This is a genomic window from Gilliamella sp. Nev3-1 (assembly GCF_001690435.1).
GTDB lineage: Bacteria > Pseudomonadota > Gammaproteobacteria > Enterobacterales > Orbaceae > Gilliamella > Gilliamella apicola_C.
The window spans coordinates 52787-71074 of sequence record NZ_LZHN01000039.1 but is presented as its reverse complement, the minus strand read 5'-3'; the positions used below and the strand labels follow the sequence as shown (position 1 = coordinate 71074).

15 protein-coding genes, 1 tRNA gene and 1 pseudogene are annotated in these 18288 nt (G+C 35.1%); 2 read left to right on the top strand and 15 right to left on the bottom strand.

The window, feature by feature from the left end; translation table 11 throughout:
- The first annotated feature begins 7 nt into the window (after positions 1 to 7).
- Positions 8 to 811 (top strand): NAD(+) diphosphatase, encoded by an 804-nt coding sequence (gene nudC / locus A9G40_RS06320; RefSeq protein ID WP_065582358.1) that lies wholly within the window; start codon positions 8 to 10, stop codon positions 809 to 811.
- Here nudC and A9G40_RS06315 read toward each other — a convergent pair whose 3' ends face one another.
- The 4 genes from A9G40_RS06315 to A9G40_RS06300 all read right to left on the bottom strand — a co-directional run bounded on the left by A9G40_RS06315 (position 812) and on the right by A9G40_RS06300 (position 4302).
- On the bottom strand, positions 812 to 1636 hold the full coding sequence (locus A9G40_RS06315) for a hypothetical protein (RefSeq protein WP_141675208.1): 825 nt from the start codon (positions 1634 to 1636) through the stop codon (positions 812 to 814).
- Positions 1637 to 1690: 54 nt separating this feature from the next.
- Entirely contained in the window at positions 1691 to 2476 is a 786-nt protein-coding gene (locus A9G40_RS06310; protein WP_065582356.1) for a transposase, read from the bottom strand.
- 846 nt (positions 2477 to 3322) lie between these two features.
- A complete protein-coding gene (locus A9G40_RS06305) occupies positions 3323 to 4048 on the bottom strand; it encodes an outer membrane protein (protein WP_065582355.1) in 726 nt (241 codons plus the stop codon).
- Between the two features lie 178 nt (positions 4049 to 4226).
- Positions 4227 to 4302: transfer RNA gene (locus A9G40_RS06300), tRNA-Asn, on the bottom strand.
- A gap of 148 nt (positions 4303 to 4450) precedes the next feature.
- Between A9G40_RS06300 and A9G40_RS15830 the strand changes: the two are divergent.
- Positions 4451 to 5025: pseudogene (locus A9G40_RS15830) on the top strand (TIGR00730 family Rossman fold protein).
- 57 nt (positions 5026 to 5082) lie between these two features.
- Here the strand turns inward: A9G40_RS15830 and fruA are convergent.
- The 11 genes from fruA to glnA all read right to left on the bottom strand — a co-directional run bounded on the left by fruA (position 5083) and on the right by glnA (position 18185).
- On the bottom strand, positions 5083 to 6777 hold the full coding sequence (fruA, locus tag A9G40_RS06290; protein WP_065582354.1) for a PTS fructose transporter subunit IIBC: 1695 nt from the start codon (positions 6775 to 6777) through the stop codon (positions 5083 to 5085).
- Positions 6778 to 6786: 9 nt separating this feature from the next.
- Positions 6787 to 7722: a 1-phosphofructokinase gene (gene fruK / locus A9G40_RS06285; RefSeq protein WP_065582353.1), complete on the bottom strand. Its 936-nt coding sequence runs from the start codon at positions 7720 to 7722 to the stop codon at positions 6787 to 6789.
- Complete coding sequence (fruB, locus tag A9G40_RS06280; RefSeq protein ID WP_065582352.1) at positions 7723 to 8925, bottom strand: fused PTS fructose transporter subunit IIA/HPr protein; 1203 nt, start codon at positions 8923 to 8925, stop codon at positions 7723 to 7725.
- A gap of 225 nt (positions 8926 to 9150) precedes the next feature.
- Positions 9151 to 10155 carry a catabolite repressor/activator gene (gene cra, locus A9G40_RS06275; protein ID WP_065582351.1) on the bottom strand — a complete coding sequence of 335 codons (1005 nt, stop codon included), beginning with the start codon at positions 10153 to 10155 and terminating at the stop codon, positions 9151 to 9153.
- A 189-nt stretch (positions 10156 to 10344) separates the two neighbouring features.
- A complete protein-coding gene (locus tag A9G40_RS06270) occupies positions 10345 to 11100 on the bottom strand; it encodes an iron ABC transporter ATP-binding protein (protein ID WP_065582350.1) in 756 nt (251 codons plus the stop codon).
- Positions 11097 to 12068, bottom strand: a complete 972-nt coding sequence (locus tag A9G40_RS06265; RefSeq protein WP_065582349.1) for an iron chelate uptake ABC transporter family permease subunit — start codon at positions 12066 to 12068, stop codon at positions 11097 to 11099. The genes A9G40_RS06270 and A9G40_RS06265 overlap by 4 nt, the downstream gene beginning before the upstream one ends.
- Complete coding sequence (locus A9G40_RS06260; RefSeq protein WP_218057956.1) at positions 12058 to 13017, bottom strand: ABC transporter permease; 960 nt, start codon at positions 13015 to 13017, stop codon at positions 12058 to 12060. Before A9G40_RS06260 ends, A9G40_RS06265 begins: the two co-directional genes overlap by 11 nt.
- An 8-nt stretch (positions 13018 to 13025) precedes the next feature.
- Complete coding sequence (locus A9G40_RS06255; protein WP_065582348.1) at positions 13026 to 13979, bottom strand: siderophore ABC transporter substrate-binding protein; 954 nt, start codon at positions 13977 to 13979, stop codon at positions 13026 to 13028.
- A gap of 218 nt (positions 13980 to 14197) precedes the next feature.
- Positions 14198 to 15652, bottom strand: coding sequence for a nitrogen regulation protein NR(I) (glnG, locus tag A9G40_RS06250; protein WP_065582347.1), 1455 nt, complete (start codon positions 15650 to 15652; stop codon positions 14198 to 14200).
- An 11-nt stretch (positions 15653 to 15663) separates the two neighbouring features.
- The gene (glnL, locus tag A9G40_RS06245; protein ID WP_065582346.1) at positions 15664 to 16713 is read right to left on the bottom strand and encodes a nitrogen regulation protein NR(II); all 1050 of its coding nucleotides are present in this window, start codon (positions 16711 to 16713) and stop codon (positions 15664 to 15666) included.
- Between the two features lie 62 nt (positions 16714 to 16775).
- A complete protein-coding gene (gene glnA, locus A9G40_RS06240; protein WP_065566349.1) occupies positions 16776 to 18185 on the bottom strand; it encodes a glutamate--ammonia ligase in 1410 nt (469 codons plus the stop codon).
- Positions 18186 to 18288 lie beyond the last annotated feature (103 nt).

Here is an 18288-nt window from a genome sequence, read left to right as displayed (position 1 = left end):
TTATAATATGAATATACAACAACAATTTAATTTAACTGGCAGTGAAATAGGTTATTGGTTTGTAAGTACTAATGGGCGATTATGGTTGCCTGATGGTGAAGTTCCTGTAGGGCGTGCTGATGAACTTGGTTTTACGAATAAACGAGCTCAACCAATAGGTGAGTTAAATGGACAAACTGCTTGGCTCATTTGTAGTGAAATAAAAAATGCGATGAGTTCAATCCGTCCATTGCTTGATAGCGCAGATCAATCCTTATTTAATATGGCTGGACGAGCTGTGCAGCTTTCTGAATTTTATCGCTCCCATAAATATTGTGGATATTGTGGATATGAGATGTATATCAGTAATACCGAATGGTGCTGTATGTGTGATCACTGCAAAGAACGTTATTACCCACAAATTTCACCATCTATTATCGTAGCAATTCGTCATAAAAATAAAATTTTATTAGCCAAGCACGTTAGGCATAATCGAGATAACTTGTACACCGTATTGGCGGGTTTTACTGAGATTGGCGAAACAATGGAAACCGCCGTTGAACGGGAAGTATTTGAAGAATCAAAAATAAAAATTAAGAATATTCGTTATGTTGGATCGCAACCTTGGCCATTTCCAAATTCATTAATGATGGCTTATTTGGCTGATTATGATAGTGGTGAAATAGTGGTAGACAAAAATGAACTTATTGAAGCAAACTGGTACCATTACACGCAATTACCTAAAATTCCTAAGTATGGCACCATTGCTAGGCGGTTAATTGAAGATACAATTATACTTTGCCGCCAATATGACGAATATGGCTGTGACTAATCAATCATATTGAATTGTTCTGGTTAGATTAACAGTTTTTGATTCGCTACCTGCTGTAATACAAACAGCTTTAGTCCAATCGTTGTTTTGATTATATTCCGAGTAAGTACAAGTTTCTGTTAGTTCAACTTCTTGCTCATTATTCTCATTAATGATGATGTCTCCATTTGATGATAACTTAAATGTTTTAGTAATGGTCTTTTCTATTTGCTCGTTATCATTATATATGACATCTTTTTCTTGTGATAATACTGGGAATTTCGTTTTTTCATCGACAGGAACATAGGCATTATATAATACAAGTTCTACATGATCATTATCATAAATAATTCTACTGCTAAATATCACATTATTTTCGGCAAAATGTGATAAAGTTGTCTCAACCAAACGGCCTTGCTCATCAAATTCCGTACTTGCAACGATGTCATTATCATTATTCTTCATACCAAGAATATTTTTTGATGAATCAAAAACAATGTCATAAACATTTCTGGTGTCGTTCATACCATAGCTATACTTAGCCGTATCATAGTTTATTTCACCATGTAATCCTTCTAAATCATAATTAGTGACAAAGCCTTGTTCATTATAGTTAATTGTTTTACTTGATGAACCTTGGATTTGTTGTTGTTTAATTTTTTTACTAAATGGTAAAAGTTCTGGCTCAGTATGAAAAAGATAACTATTAATAACCGCAGTTGGTAATTGTGATAATCGGGTACCGTCAGATGTTTTTTTACCATCACAACCATTGATTAAAAATGTACTGCTAATTAAGCATATATATAAAAATAAATTATTTTTTTTCATAGAACTGATTTCCATTTATGTTATTGTTTGAAAAATTTATGATAAAACGTCAAATTATCAAATTAATTGTTAATTATTATCTTCTTCTTTATATTTACACCAAATGGCAAGCGCATCACAGTGCCAATACTTCATCATTTTGCACCAATTAGATCGCCATTTACGCACGGTATCGTTGTGTAAGTTAAGTGTTTTTGCTATTTGCAAATTATTTGTCCCAGAAACAATCAAATCAATAAATTGTAGCCATAATTCTGGTTTTGGAATATGGTTTAAGCTGGTATCTCTTAAAATATTAAAACTATGTCGACAACATCGGCAACGATAGCAAGCACGATTTCCAACTTTAGTTGTTTCGTTGGATCCACAATATATGCAGGTTTGATTTTGTTCACCCAATAAATTCGTTACTTTGTCTTTAATTATTTTATATTGTTGTTCTAAAGTTGGAATTAATGTTGTTTGTTTTTTATGAGTATACCAATTATGTAATGATGGATAATTGTTTTTAAGATAATTAATAATTGCACATTCCCGACGAATAACTTTTGCCAGTGAAATATCAAGCTGTTTAGCAATATTGTTATAACTGATATTTTTTATACGGCTAATAAAAATAACTTCTAATTCATTAAATGGCACTAAACGACGGAAAGGAGTGTTGGTTGAAGCAGTAAAATATTTATGACAAGCTTTACAGCGGTATGTTTTAGTTGGTTTTGACCGAACTTTATAAAACTTAGTATTTTTACAAAATGGGCAAACTTCTACATGTTGTGATGCTATTTTTTCTAGATTATGATGAAAAGCTTTAAATTCATCATGCAATTCGGCTGGTGCGAGTTCATAAATCATTTTTATTCCCTTATCGCTTATCCTTGTAAATATTATCAGATTTTTCCCTAAACATATAGCTTTATTGACATTTTTTGCATTTATTACTTTGAGTAATGTATTTATTGTATTGATTTATATTTTTCTGTGGTTTATTTATAGTAAATACTGTTAATAATTCATCGACGAAGATGGCTATTAAAAATATAACTATCGACTAAAATAGCACAGCAAAAAGTAGAAAATTCTCTATAATACAAGCAAAAGAAGATTCAGCCATAAAAATGACCAAGCACTAAATTATGATTATTTTAAAATAAGCTTATGTTGACGCTTTTCTGACTTTAATGGTATATCAAAAAGCAAGGGGATCAATAGCATTATAAGCGGGTATACCAAGCATATTACGAGTTAAAGTTTAATCCACAGGTAAAAAACGTATTGCCCGACGAAAAGTAGAAAATATATCGGCAAGTAAAATTATCTGCTGTTTACAAATTGGAAAATAGAATTAGAGATTGTTTTTCAGACTACTAACAACTAATCAAATAGTTTGCTGTAAATAACCAACGCATTGTAAGCTTAGCAGTTCAAGCATGTGGAAAATCAATACTGATATTTCTTATTATGATTTGCAATATGAATACTCTATAATAAATCATCTTTACGATTAAGCTACATAGACTCTTAAATATTTTTTACAAATTTATAAAATATGACGCCTATTGAACATGAAACATTGACATAGGTAGCGTAATTTTTTAAATGAGATTTATACTAACTATGAGGGTTTTTGTAACTAATTTTGATGCAGCACTTGTTAATCAACTAAAAAGGGCTACAGCCCTTTTTAGTTTAATCAATTAATTAGAAGTTATAACGAACACCTGCTAATAAATCAATTGATCTTAATTTACCACTAGCATTAGTTCGATAGTATTCGTTATATTCTTTAATGGTTACTTTACCAGCATCTACATAACGAGCGGTGAAATCAAGAGCTAGGTTATTATTAACTTTATAAGCAGCCCCTGCAGCAACATTCCATGCAAATTTAGTTTTTGTTTTTGATAATGAACGTTCATAATCAACACCATCATCAACAGAAACATTCCACTTTTCTTTATGACTATGCTCTAATTTGGTGAATGCAACACCTAATCCTGCACCAACAAATGGAGTAATTGGTGAGTCTATTTCAATATCATAATAACCGTTCAACATTAACGTATTCATGCGTACTTTTACTTTTTGCGTAGTGCGACGGCGATAATCCTCATATGTGTTATATCTATTTTCTTTTTTCTCTGCATTACCACGTAAAGTATAAGATAATTCTACTCGAGCTGGCACGCCATAATCATAAAGGTTGTAACCTAAATTTAAAGCACCTGCTAATTTAGTTTTATGCATTGAGTCGAAAATATTGCCTTTCACTATACCACCATGTCTATAATGTAAAGTATCTTCAATGTCACTCGCTTTTAAAATAGTAGCACCTAATTGCCCGCCTAAATAAAATCCATTTACCTCAGCGTAAGCAAGATTTGAGAAACACGCAAATGTTGTAAGTGCAATTAATGTTTTCTTCATTTTATTTCCTTTTCTTTAATTATTTCTGGCTATTAAAAAACCTATTGATTATAAAACATTAAATTTATAAGATCTATATCTAATATTATTGGAAATAAATTTGTATGATTTGATATGGGTTATTAGGCGACAGGTAATCTACTATAAGCAGGCTATAAAAATTGATTGATTGATTGATTGGCTCCTCCAACAGGACTTGAACCTGTGACATACGGATTAACAGTCCGCCGTTCTACCGACTGAACTATGGAGGAACACTTAACGGGTAAAATATTAACGATCTATGGCGATTATGTCAATATCTAAAACACTAAACACAACCGAATGCTCAGCTCGTAAACAAATAAAGTGATTGCTGTGCTAAAATAGTAAGAAAATAACGTAGTGGGTAGAATAAAATTTATGAAAAAAAATATTTGTGTTTTTTGTGGTGCTAATGATGGAAGCCACTTTGAATATCGTACACAAGCAGAACTGTTAGGTAAAACTTTAGCTGAACAAAATCGACGCCTAATTTATGGCGGTGGCAATAAAGGCTTAATGGGGGTGATTGCCAATTCAGTATTAGAGCATGGCGGCAAGGTCATTGGTATTATTCCTAAACTTTTAGTCGAAGCTGAAACTGCTCATCATGGTATTACACGTTTGGAAGTAGTTGATATATGCATCAACGAAAGGCAAGACTTGCAGAGCTTGCTGATAGCTTTATTGCCATGCCAGGTGGAACAGGCACACTAGAAGAAATTTTTGAGGTATGGACAGCCATGCAAATCGGTTATCATGAAAAACCCGTTGCATTGTTTAATGTAATGGGATTCTGGCAACCTATGCTCAATTTTTTACAACATGCTGTGAATGAAGGGTTTGTTCGAGATAGTTTTTATAAAACATTAATCGTTTCGGAAGATCCACAATCGATATTACAACAAATAGATCACTTTATTCCTAAAGATTTACAGCGTTGGGTAAAAAAATAATGTATTGATGATAAAAAACGCCATCTTTTGATGGCGCTTTTATTTATATGATTAAAATTAAGCGGCAGTTGCAGCTTCTGGCTCTGGTTGTTTAATAAATGCATAAGCCACACCAGCAATAACAGAACCTGTCACAATAGATAACAAGTAGCCAACTACAGGTTTAACCACGCCAGGAATCGCTAAGGCAAATAACCCACCATGTGGCGTCATTAATGTTGAGCCAAAGGCTAACGCCATGCCCCCAGTAATTGCCCCACCAATAATACAACATGGGATAACACGTAATGGATCACGAGCAGCAAATGGAATTGCCCCTTCGGATATAAAGCATAAGCCTAATACCAATGAAGCTTTACCACTTTCTTGTTCAGTTTTAGCAAATTTTTTGCTCGCAATAAGTGTCGCAAGTCCCATCGCTAAAGGTGGAACCATACCACCAGCCATAACCGCTGCCATTGGTGCATAAACTTGTGCTGAAATTAAACCAGTACCAAATGCGTAAGCAACTTTATTAATTGGCCCACCCATATCAGTACACATCATTCCGCCTAAAATAGCCCCCAATATAACCGCATTCGCCGTACCCATTGAGTTTAACCATACTGTTACAACGTTCATTAACCATGCAATAGGGGTACCAACAATAAATTGCATCACAAGGCCTGTAATAAGCGTTGCAAATAGTGGTACGATTAGTATCGGTTTTAATGCCTCTAGCGTTTTTGGTAATGGTAAATATTTTGTGATTAATAGCGCCAAATAACCAGCAAAGTAACCAATAATAATCCCACCTAAAAAACCTGCACCAGTTGATACCGCAAGTAAACCACCCACAAGCCCCGGTGCAAGCCCAGGTCTATCAGCAATAGAATAAGCAATATAGCCTGAAAGCAATGGCACCATAAGCGAGAAAGCAAGCCCTCCAATTTGAGCTAAATGCGGTTCACCTATTAATTTTTGCACCCCTTCAACCATTTCAAATGAACCAAAAGCAAATGAAAGTGCAATAATCAAACCACCTGCAACCACCATTGGTAACATGTAAGATACGCCAGTTAATAGATGTTGATAAACACCTTTTTTCTCATTACTTGCCTTAGCTGTTGAGGAGTTTGCTATTGGCTGATAAACCGTTGCTTCTTCAAATGCTTTATCAAATTCTTGTGCTGTTTTTTTCAGGGCAGGGCCTGTTTTGGTACGATAAAGTTTTTTACCCGCAAATTTGCTTAAGTCGACATCGATATCACATGCAGCGATAACCACATCGGCAGCGGCGACTTCTTCTGGCGTTAATTCATTACCCACACCAACTGAACCACGAGTTTCAACTTTACACCACCACCCCCGTTTTTTGGCTTCTTCTTCAATGGCTTCTGCCGCCATAAAAGTATGAGCAACACCGGTTGGACAAGCAGTAACAGCAACAATACGTTTTACACCATGACTTGGCGTTGCTGTTGGTGCCACCTCAGTAGATTGTTCATAGACACTTGCTTTACTTTGTGCATCAGTTAAAATCTGTTTTGGATTAGCAAAAAGTTGATTTAAGTCTTCAACGACATACACTTTTTTGCCAACCACAGATTTATCACTTATGGTTCCCGAACCGACAGCAACAATAACGTCTGCCGATACAGCAGTGTCAACCATGTTTAAATTTAAGGCATTTGCCGCTAAAGCTAATTCGGCTTTAGCTAAACGTCCATTAACTGGACCTGCATGACTACCTTCAATAATATATATATTCATGAATACTCCTTATGCAGCAATTATTTCAATTTTTTCTAGCATATTATTTACAGCTTGGCGCTCAGCGATACCAACACCAGCCTGTCCAACCGATAGAGCCGCAACGCTTGATGCAAAGACTAAAGTGTCTTTAATTGATTGCTCAGTGATTAAACCATACATTAAACCAGCGACCATTGAATCGCCAGCACCCACAGTACTAACTACTTGGCATTTAGGTGGTTTTGCTAACCATGCTTCATTTTTAGTAACCCATAATGCACCTTTACTTCCAAGCGAAATGATAACATTGTCAACGCCGCAATTAACTAATTCCATAGCAGCTTTTTTTACATCATCCAATGTCGATAATTTGCGACCTATCCACATTTCAAGCTCTTTATCATTTGGTTTAATTAACCATGGTTTTGCTTTTAAGCCTGCGACCAATGCATCTCGACTACTATCGAATACAATTTTTGGACAAATCGTTTTAACTTGTTCCATCCAATTTGTAAATTTATCAAGTGATACTCCAGCAGGTAAGCTACCGCTAATAGCAACCATATCAATGTCTTTTAACCATTCAAGAGAATTTTTTACAAAGCTTTGCCAGTCTTGCTCACTAATAGTAAAGCCTGAAAAGTTGAGATCTGTTACTTCACTATTTTCTTCGGTCAATTTAACATTAATACGTGTACGTCCCGCAATTGTTTCGAATTTATCAACCACATTTAATGATTTAAATAATAAATTAAAGCCATCACGATTTTCTTTACCTAAAAATCCACCGACAGTTAGTTGAACGTCTAAATCAGACAAAACCTTAGCCACATTGATGCCTTTACCAGCAGCAAGTAACGCATTGGTTTGGACTAAATTAACATCACCAAGCTCCACTTTTGGGCAAAAACCTAAAAGATCATAAGCAGGATTTAAGGTGATTGTTGCAATACGATAAGTCATTTAAACACCCTCACCTAGACCGCTTTCAATCGCTTTACCAATAGCATCAAGTGCTTGAGCCGCATCATCGCCAACGGCGGTAAATTTTAATCGACTGCCTTTTTTGGCACCCAATGCAACAATTTTCATTAAACTCGTTGCACTCACTGGCTCGCCTTTGCCATCTAAATTAGCAACAGTTACTTTACTGTTAAATTCTTTAACGAGTTTGACTAAAACGGATGATGGGCGAGTATGTAAACCATTCTCATTAGGAATAATAAATTCACGACTTAATGATTCATTATTTGATTCGGTAATAGACGACTCATTTGGAGAGGTTGATTGAATTTCTGATTCATCAGATCCTACGGTTTGAGAACCAGATAAAAGAAGATTGATAAGCCCATCAGTATTTGCTGATAATAGTAACGCTAATTTTTGATTAAAAGCTAAAGTTGCAATGTTATTTATAATTTCAGAAACAGAATCATCAACGACTGACATAGTAATAAGTAACTTAACAGGCTTATCATCTTCATTAAGATTACTAATTGTACGGCTAATCGCCATCGCATTTTTTAAATTACCTTCTTTGCTATCATTTAACCAAACACCCTCGCCTAGGTAAGTTGGTTTATTATCTAATACATCAGCAATAAAACTTGCATTGACTGCATTTTGCTGTTTTAAACGTGATGCATTTAATGCTTGTAGCGTTGATAAACTATCAGCAGGAATATCCAATAATAATGCTGATTCATTTACAGTAAATTGACTCTCTTCTGGACTTGTTTTGCCAGTTAAAATGGCAATTGCTTCATCGGCCGATTGAATTTTTTTGATTCGTTCCTCTACCCCATCAGCACCAAGCACATGAGTGAGTTGACGAAGTAATTCTAAATGCTCATCAGAACTTGCTGCAATACCAATTGCAAGATAGGCCTTTTCACCATCATCCCCCCATTCAACACCATTAGGAAAACAAAATACTTGCACCCCTGTTTTTTTCACCAAATGGCGAGTTTTAGTTGTGCCATGGGGAATAGCAAGACCGATACCTAAATATGTCGCTGCTTGAGATTCTCGTTCAAGCATGCCATCAACATAACCATCTTCAACATATCCTGCTTGGGTTAATGCCGATGCAACTTTCTTTATTGCTTCTGTTTTATTTGTAGCTTGCTCATTTAAATGAATGTTTTCTTTAACTAAATGAAACATATAATAAATACCTCTGGGTTAAAATGTTGGGTCGACTAAAATGACTCAGCAAATATAAATCCTTGAATTAACATTATTGAATCGTTTCAGCAATAATGAATAAATTAATATTAATTATCAAATAAATTATTTCTATTGATCAATAATTTGTGATCTGGATCTTATTTTTTATTTAAAATTTAAACTGTTTTAGAGCCAATATAGCGTTTGGTGTCTATCAATATCTTAACGGCTTAAGCTACCTCGATAGATCAATCGCCTCGGAATTATTGTCGTACCTGATTGATAATTCTCGTTATGCAGATAGTTTAAAAACAGTTTTATTGTTACATTGGCAACTTCTTTGTGATCTTGTGAAAGCGATATGACTTTACATGGCAAAAAGTCTAATAACTCATTATCACCAAAGGTAGCAATCGTTAAAGCTTCGGGTAGATGTCCAAATTTTCTTAAAATTGCATCAATACTTCCTTGTAATAAAGAAAAAGAAGTCGTAAAAATGCCATTAGGCATTTCATGGTTTTCTAACCATTGACTAAAGGCAAAATCAGCATCTTGACGACTATAATTATTTGCATATAAAAAATCAATTTGACTACAATTATTAAGTTGAATATCTTTAAAACCATCTAAACGAAGTTGACTAACCGATAAGTTGGGCAAAGCCCCAATATAAACTACCGAATCTTCTACAAAGTTATTAAATGCTTGAGCCAGTAATTTAGAATCTTGTTTATCGGCACCTACAATATTTCTAAATTTAGATATGGATAATATTCTATCGAGTGCGAATAATGGAATCTTTTCGTTTTGCCAGTCATCATAAAAAATATAATCCTGAGCAGAAACGAATGATGATGAAATAATCAAAGCATCTACCCTGCGTTGCTGAAGATGTTTGACGCACTCTTTTTCGATTTGTGGATTGTCTTCAGAACACGCGAGTAATAATTGATATCCCTCTTTTCTTACTAGTTGTTCTAAATAATTGGCAATGCGGGTGTAACTATTGTTTTCTAAATCAGGAATAATAAAACCGATAGTACGTGTTTTACCAGCTCTAAGCCCTGCTGCTACGGCATTAGGTTGGTAATTATGCGCTTTTACCACCGACATGACTTTTTCAACTGTTTTGTCACTCACGCGGTACTTTTTGGCTTTTCCATTGATCACATAACTCGCTGTTGTTGTTGAGACACCAGCCAAAAGAGCGATTTGTTCTAATTTCATAACACCATCCCAACTAAATATAGTTAGTTATTTAACCTGAATCAAAATAATTTGTAAATATTGATTATCATGACTACTCAATAAGTTAGCTGTATTTTACGTTTTATACAAAAAGCCTAAAGATAAAAATGACTAATCAAAAAAATAGGATTTAGTTAGATCTTACCAAAATAATAAGTACATTAATCATTAGTAATAAATAGCAATATTTTGATCATGGACATTTTCAATTTTGACGGGCGTATCAAATATATCTTCTAAAATAGTCGAATTCATAATTTGTTGTGGGCTGCCTTGGTATATTAGCTCGCCATTTTTCATGGCTAAAATGTAATCTGAATATACAGATGCAAAGTTGATATCATGAATAACAATCACAATGGTTTTACCCAGTTCATCAGCAGCACGGCGCAATTGTTTCATCATAGTGACAGCATGTTTCATATCGAGATTATTGAGTGGTTCATCAAGTAATACATATTCAGTATCTTGGCAAAGTACCATGGCAACATAAGCACGTTGCCGTTGTCCGCCAGATAATTCATCTAAAAAGCGCTCTTTATATTCAGTAAGATCTAAAAAATCAAGTGCACGATGAATATGGTTATAATCATCAGCATTTAAGCGCCCTTTGGTATAAGGGTAGCGCCCAAACCCGACTAACTCAAAAACAGTTAATCTACTGGTGAAGCGGTTTTCTTGCCTTAATACTGATAAATAGGTAGCTAATTTATCGCTTGGTGTGTTAACAACATCCATATTTTGAATTTTAACTTGCCCTTCATCGGCTAATAAAAGTCGACTTATAATTGATAGTAACGTTGACTTACCTGCTCCATTTGGACCAATGATAGCAGTAATGCCACCTTGTGTAATTGTCGCATTCACATTTTGCAATACAGGTATTGTTTGATAATTTTTACAAACATTCTCAATTTTTATCACTTTTGAACCTTTTTCAATAATAAGAAGATAAACAAAGAACCACCAATAAATTCAATGACAATAGATAATGCTCCAACCATATTTAACACTCGCTCTAAAAACATTTGTCCACCAACAAGAAAAATAACGCCTAATAAAAAAGCGGTAGGAAGTAAAAAACGATGCTGGCTAGAGCCACTAACACTATAAGCTAAATTAGCAATTAAAAGACCTAAGAAAGTAAATGGACCAACTAAAGCCGTTGATATCGATACCAAAACCGAGACAAGCAATAAAACAATCGTGATACTTCTATGGTAATTAATCCCTAGATTTATTGCATTATCACGTCCCAGCGCAAGCACATCAAATTTAAATCGCATTCGCCATAAAACGACACCAATAATTGAGGCAATCACTAATGAAAATATGATCAATACTGGTTCTGCACGTGTAAATGTCGCAAAAATACGACTTTGTAACACAGCAAATTCAGTTGGTGTCATTAGTCGCTGCAATAGATTAGAAAAACTACGGAATAATGTGCCTAAAATGATACCAATTAATAATACTAAATGTAAATTTTGCTTGAATTTAGTAAACAAACCTCGATACAAAAATAGAGAAAATAAGATTAATAAAAGTGATTCAAATACAAATTTGCCGATAATACCGATATAAGGAATGCCTTGTGTATCAATACAAAAGATCACAACAGTTTGAATGAGCACAAACAGAGATTCAAATCCCATAATTGATGGAGTTAATATTCGATTATTGGTAACCGTTTGAAAAAGTAATGTCGACGTCGCAGCTGAAAAGGCAACTAAAATCATAGTTAGCATAATCCATGTTCGATGGCTCAAAATGTAACTGATATTGCCCTTAAGACCGAAGGTCATAAAGCAAGTTACGCAAATTAGCGCAATAATAAACAATAAAATTACTCTTTTTTGGCATAAAGCATGGCGTTTTTGGCTAACTAACATGGCGTTTCCGACCCAACAATATTAAAAAAATAATAGCGCCAACCACGCCCAAAATCACACTAACTGGAATCTCAAACGGATAGCGAATAATGCGCCCAATGATGTCGCAAATTAAAACTAACCCACTACCAAACAAACAGATCCATGGAATAGTTTTACGGACATTATCACCAAATAATAAACTAACAATATTTGGTACAATCAATCCTAAAAAAGGCAAAACCCCCACAACCACAACCACAATACCACCAATTAATGCAATAACAATAAGTCCTGTCAACATAACAAGTCGATAATTAAGCCCCACATTAATTGAAAAATCTCGACCCAAACCAGCTACAGTGAATTGATCAGCGCTCCAACATGCGAGTAACGTCAATCCACCAACTAACCATAATAGTTCATAACGACCTTGCAAAACCCCTGAAAAATCCCCCGATTCCCAACCACCAAGTGATTGTAATAAATCAAAATACATGGCAAAAAACGTAGTAATTGCACTAATAACCGCTCCTAACATAATACCAATAAGTGGTACCATCAAAGCAGATTTAAAAATGACTTTTCGAGAAATTACCATAAAAATCATTGTGCCAATCATGGAAAATAAGCTGGCAACGACCATTTTAGTCATAACACTTGCGCTAGGCGCTAAAACCATCATAACTAATAAACCAAGGCTAGCTGATTGCGTTGTACCAACCAAAGATGGTTCAACAAATCGATTTTGTGTTAACAGTTGCATAATTAAACCTGCAACACTCATCGCACTTCCCGCTAATAATAAAGCGACAGTTCTTGGCACACGGCTGACAAAAAAAATCTCGCGCATGTTACTATCAGAGCATAGTTCCAATAGCGTCACATGCCCAGCGCCAATAAATAAACTTATTGCAGTCATTATCAATAAAATGAAAATGCCTGCAATAATATAAAAGGACTTAATCATGTTTTACATCAATTCGTTGATGTTTTTTGTAAAGCTTCACGAATTTGATCTATCAAACGGCTATAAGTTTGAATACCGCCTGCAATATACATTGAAGTTGAATCTAAATAGATAATTTGTTTATTTTGCCATGCTGCTGTTTTTTGAATTAAGTCGTTGTTTAGTACTTGCTGTGCAGATTGTGCTTCTTTATTACCAATTGCACTATCTCTATCTAACACAAACAACCACTGCGGATTAACACTTAAGATAAATTCAGAGGTCACCGCATTACCATGACGACCAGCTTCTTGGAAGGTGGTTGCAGGTTGAAAACCAAGTAGATCAAACACAAAACCAAAACGAGATTTTGGACCATAAGCCGACATTTTACCACCATTAACCATAATCACTAATGCACTACCTGCCGCGCTTGTCTTTGGTTTTAGCTGTTCAATTTTTTGATTAAAATCATTAATAAGTTTTTTAGCTTCGTTTTGTTTATTAAAAATAGTGCCTAATTGCTCTGTTCTTTGGGTTAAACTACCTAAAAAGTCTTTCGGATCAATATCTAAAGAAAGTGTTGGAGCAATATCATTCAATTTTTTATAAGCATCAGTTGCACGACCACCAGCAATAATAATATCAGGTTGAATTGAGCTTAATACCTCATAATTTGGTTCAAATAAGGTTCCAACATTAGTATAGGCTTTATCGCTATATTTAGATAAGAAATCTGGTAAATGTACATCAGATTGAGGAACAGCCGAGACAGGAATATTCAAAGCATCAATAATATCAAGTGTTGCAATATTAAAAACAACAACTTTTTTCGGATTTTCAGGAACATCTGTTTTACCTTGAGCATGTTCAACAGTAATCGTATTTGCTGGTGTTTGCGATTCTTTTTTATTGTCACACCCAACTAAAACAAGTAATGCGGTAAGTAAAACTAAAAATTTCACTTTAATATATGAATACATTATAACTCCTAATTATCAGCCTAAATAAAAAACTATAAAACAATGATTATAATAATTATCATTTACATCATGATTGTAACCAAAAAATAGGTAGGGTTCAATGAACTTTATATATTTAACAAAGCAATATATTATTAGAGACAAGTGAAATAAATGTGAAATGGATAAATAGGCTAAAAAGCTATCGATTTATTCGATAGCATAATTCATGTTAATAGTTAGAAAACTTTATTGGGATCACGCGATAACTCTTTAAGTTTTCGAGTTAATGTATTTCGCCCCCAACCTAAGAGATAAGCCGCATCTTGTTTATGGCCACGGGTAAAATTGAGTGCACTTTTTAATAAGATGTATTCAACATCATTTATTGCCTCCGTCAAAATGCCATTTTTACCCTCTATCAAAGCTTGCTTTGCCCACTGTGCTAATAATACTTTCCAATCTGCTTCTTGCTGAGAAAAGTCATTTTCGGACAAAGCCATCGTTTCATTTGTAATAATAGTTTTGGTAGCAGATAACGGCAATAACTCTGGTGGTAAATCTTGAACTAAAACCTCTTGATTTGAAGACATTACCGTCACCCAACGACAAGCATTTTCAAGCTGACGCACATTGCCTGGCCAATTAAACCTACATAAAACACCTAATGCCTCAGGACTAAATACTTTACTTTCTACACCTAATTCTTTAGCTGTTGTATGTAAAAAATGATCAGCAAGCTTTGGAATATCTTGCGCTCTATCACGCAATGGCGGGAGCAAAATGCGAATCACATTTAAACGGTGGAATAAGTCATCTCTAAATTTACCTTCTCTTACTCTTGCTTCTAAATTTTGATGGGTTGCAGCAATAATTCGAACGTCCACTTTTACAGGTGAATAACCACCAATACGATAAAACTGCCCATCTGCAAGCACCCTTAATAGTCTAGTTTGAACATCAAGTGGCATATCGCCAATTTCATCTAAAAATAAAGTACCACCATTAGCTTGTTCAAAACGTCCATGCCTAATTTGAGTTGCCCCTGTAAATGCCCCTTTTTCATGCCCAAAAAGCTCAGCTTCAATCAAATCTTTAGGGATTGCTGCCATATTTAACGCAATAAAAGGGGATTGAGAACGGGGACTATGAGTATGTAATGCCTTAGCAACCAACTCTTTACCTGTTCCTGACTCACCATTAATTAACACACTAATCGATGATTTAGATAATCGCCCAATAATACGAAATACTTCTTGCATGGAAGGAGCTTCGCCAATAATACCTGCTGATGCTTTCGCAGGCGTATTATTACTGGTTTTGTTGCTCTGAGTTTGTAAAATAGCCCGCTCAACCAGCTGAATCGCTTCGTCCACATCAAAAGGTTTTGGGATATAATCATAAGCACCTTTTTGATAAGCATTAACTGCAGCATCAAGATCAGAATGTGCTGTCATAATAATAACAGGTAAATTTGGCATTTGCTCTTTTACATGATGGAGCAATGTTAACCCATCAAGCCCGGGCATTTTAATGTCGGAGATTAATACAGCGGGTTTTTGCACATGTGTATCTAATGCCTCAATAACTTCTTGGCCACTAGCAAAGCTAACACAATTGAAATTTGCATTCGTTAATGCTTTTTCTAATACCCAGCGAATAGAACTATCATCGTCGACAATCCAAACATTCATTTTAATTTACCTCACTGCCTAATTGGCAAATAGATAGAAAATTCTGTATGCCCCGGCCAACTATTAAATTCAATTTTACCATGATGTTGATCAACAATATTATGCGCAATAGAAAGACCAATGCCTGTCCCACCTTCATAACCGCTCACCATAGGATAAAATAAGGTATCTTGGATATGAATAGGAACTCCTGGTCCGTTATCTTCAATATCAATACGAGCACAAAGCCGATAGCGCTGACCATGTAAGGTAACCTGAAAAGCCGTTCGTGTCCTAATGATAATTTTACCAACTTTAGAACCAATAGCTTGTAAAGCATTACGAACAATATTCAAAATCACCTGCTCGATCTGTTCCGAATCATGAATTAAATCAGGTAAGCTTGGATCATAATCACGCAGAATTTCAATATTGATCGGTTTTTCCAAACAGAGTAAAGCATAAATACGTTCTATTGCTTGATGGATATTTTGTTCTTTTTGTTGCAATCGTTGTTGTGGACCTAATAATCTGTCTACAAGTTTTTTCAATCTATCCGCTTGTTCAATAATAACTTTTGTATAATCTTGCAATTCATTTTTGGGTAGCTCTCGTGATAATAATTGGGCAGCACCTCGAAGTCCGCCTAGTGGATTTTTGATTTCATGAGCAAGGCCTCGGACTAATTCACGAGCAGCACTCTGCTGGGCTTGTTGCAATTGTTCTTGGCTAAGGCGTTTGTGATTATTTAACGGAGCCATTTCAATTAAAATTCGAGTACCACCTAATAGTTGAGCTGTCAATGATAAAATATGTAATTCATTATTAATCACTAAATTGACTTCGTTGTCTGTAAAACCTTGATTTTGATTTAATGCACTTAGCATTAAATCAATATCTAAAGAGAAATAACCAATTAAATCGGTCAGGTGACTTCCTAATATTTTTTTAGAACTTTGCGCTAATAATTGCTGTGCAGCCGTATTGGCATAGAGAATATTGAGTTTTGTATCGAGTAATAAAATACTTGTAATCATCGAATCAAGAACAAGATTAGCGTCAGGTTCACTATCAAATATCATCGTTGGGTTCCCGTCCTGATTAGAAGCCACCGCAAGTACGGTAGCTTAACGTTTAAAATACCTTATAAACTATAATACATTTCAAACTCAACTGGATGAGGAGTCATACGTACACGATCAACATCTTGACGTTTTAAATCAATGTATGCATCAATAGTATCATTAGTAAATACATTCCCTCGTGTTAAAAATTCACGATCCGCATCTAATGCATTAAGTGCTTCTTCAAGCGAACCTGCTACTTGAGGAATTAATTTAGATTCTTCTGGCGGTAAGTCGTATAAATTTTTGTCCATTGCATCACCAGGATGAATTTTATTGATAATGCCATCTAAACCAGCCATTAACTGCGCAGCAAAAGATAAGTATGGATTACCTGCTGGATCTGGGAAGCGAACTTCAATACGACGCGCTTTAGGACTGGTAACAACAGGAATACGAATTGATGCAGAACGGTTACGTGCAGAGTAAGCAAGCATAACTGGCGCTTCATAGCCAGGAACTAGGCGTTTATAAGAATTAGTTGCGGGGTTTGTAAATGCATTAATCGCTTTAGCATGTTTGATAATACCGCCAATATAAAATAATGCCATTTCTGAAAGACCGGCATACTTATCCCCAGCAAATAAATTGACTCCATCTTTTGCCAATGATTGATGACAGTGCATACCAGATCCATTATCACCAAACATTGGTTTTGGCATAAAGGTCGCAGTTTTACCATAAGCGTGTGCCACATTTTGTACTACATATTTATAGATTTGTACTTCATCAGCTTTTTTAGTTAACGTGTTAAAACGACAAGCAATTTCGTTTTGACCTGCTGTTGCCACTTCATGATGGTGAGCTTCAACCACTAAGCCAAGTTGCTCCATAATTAAACACATCTCGGAGCGGATATCTTGTGATGAATCAACTGGTGGAAGTGGAAAATAACCGCCTTTAACACCAGGACGATGTCCTTTATTACCTTCATCATATTTAGTACCTGAGTTCCACGCTGCTTCAATATCATCAATATGCACAAAACTTCCAGACATTGGCGAGCCAAAACGAATATCATCAAATAAGAAAAATTCTGGTTCAGGCCCAAAAATAACAGTATCGGCAATACCTGATGACTTTAGATAATCTTCCGCACGTTTAGCGATTGAACGTGGATCGCGATCATAGCCTTGTAGCGTCGCTGGTTCTAAAACATCACAACGGAGATTTAATGTCACATCTTCGAAAAAAGGATCGATAACGGCCGTTGAAGCATCGGGCATTAATACCATGTCTGATTCATTAATCCCTTTCCAACCAGCAATTGATGAGCCATCAAACATTTTACCATCTTCAAAGAAATCAGCGTCAATTTGGCTAACAGGAATAGTAACGTGTTGTTCTTTACCTTTAGTATCGGTAAAACGTAAATCAACAAATTTAACATCATTTTGTTTAATTAGTGATAAAACTTTTTGTGTAGACATGTATCTTCTCCATTGAGGGCAAATAATAATTATTCAGTTTTTAAGGTATTCTTATCAAGTTGCTATAGTGAATGCAAATTTAATGCCAATTTTTTAACTCTAT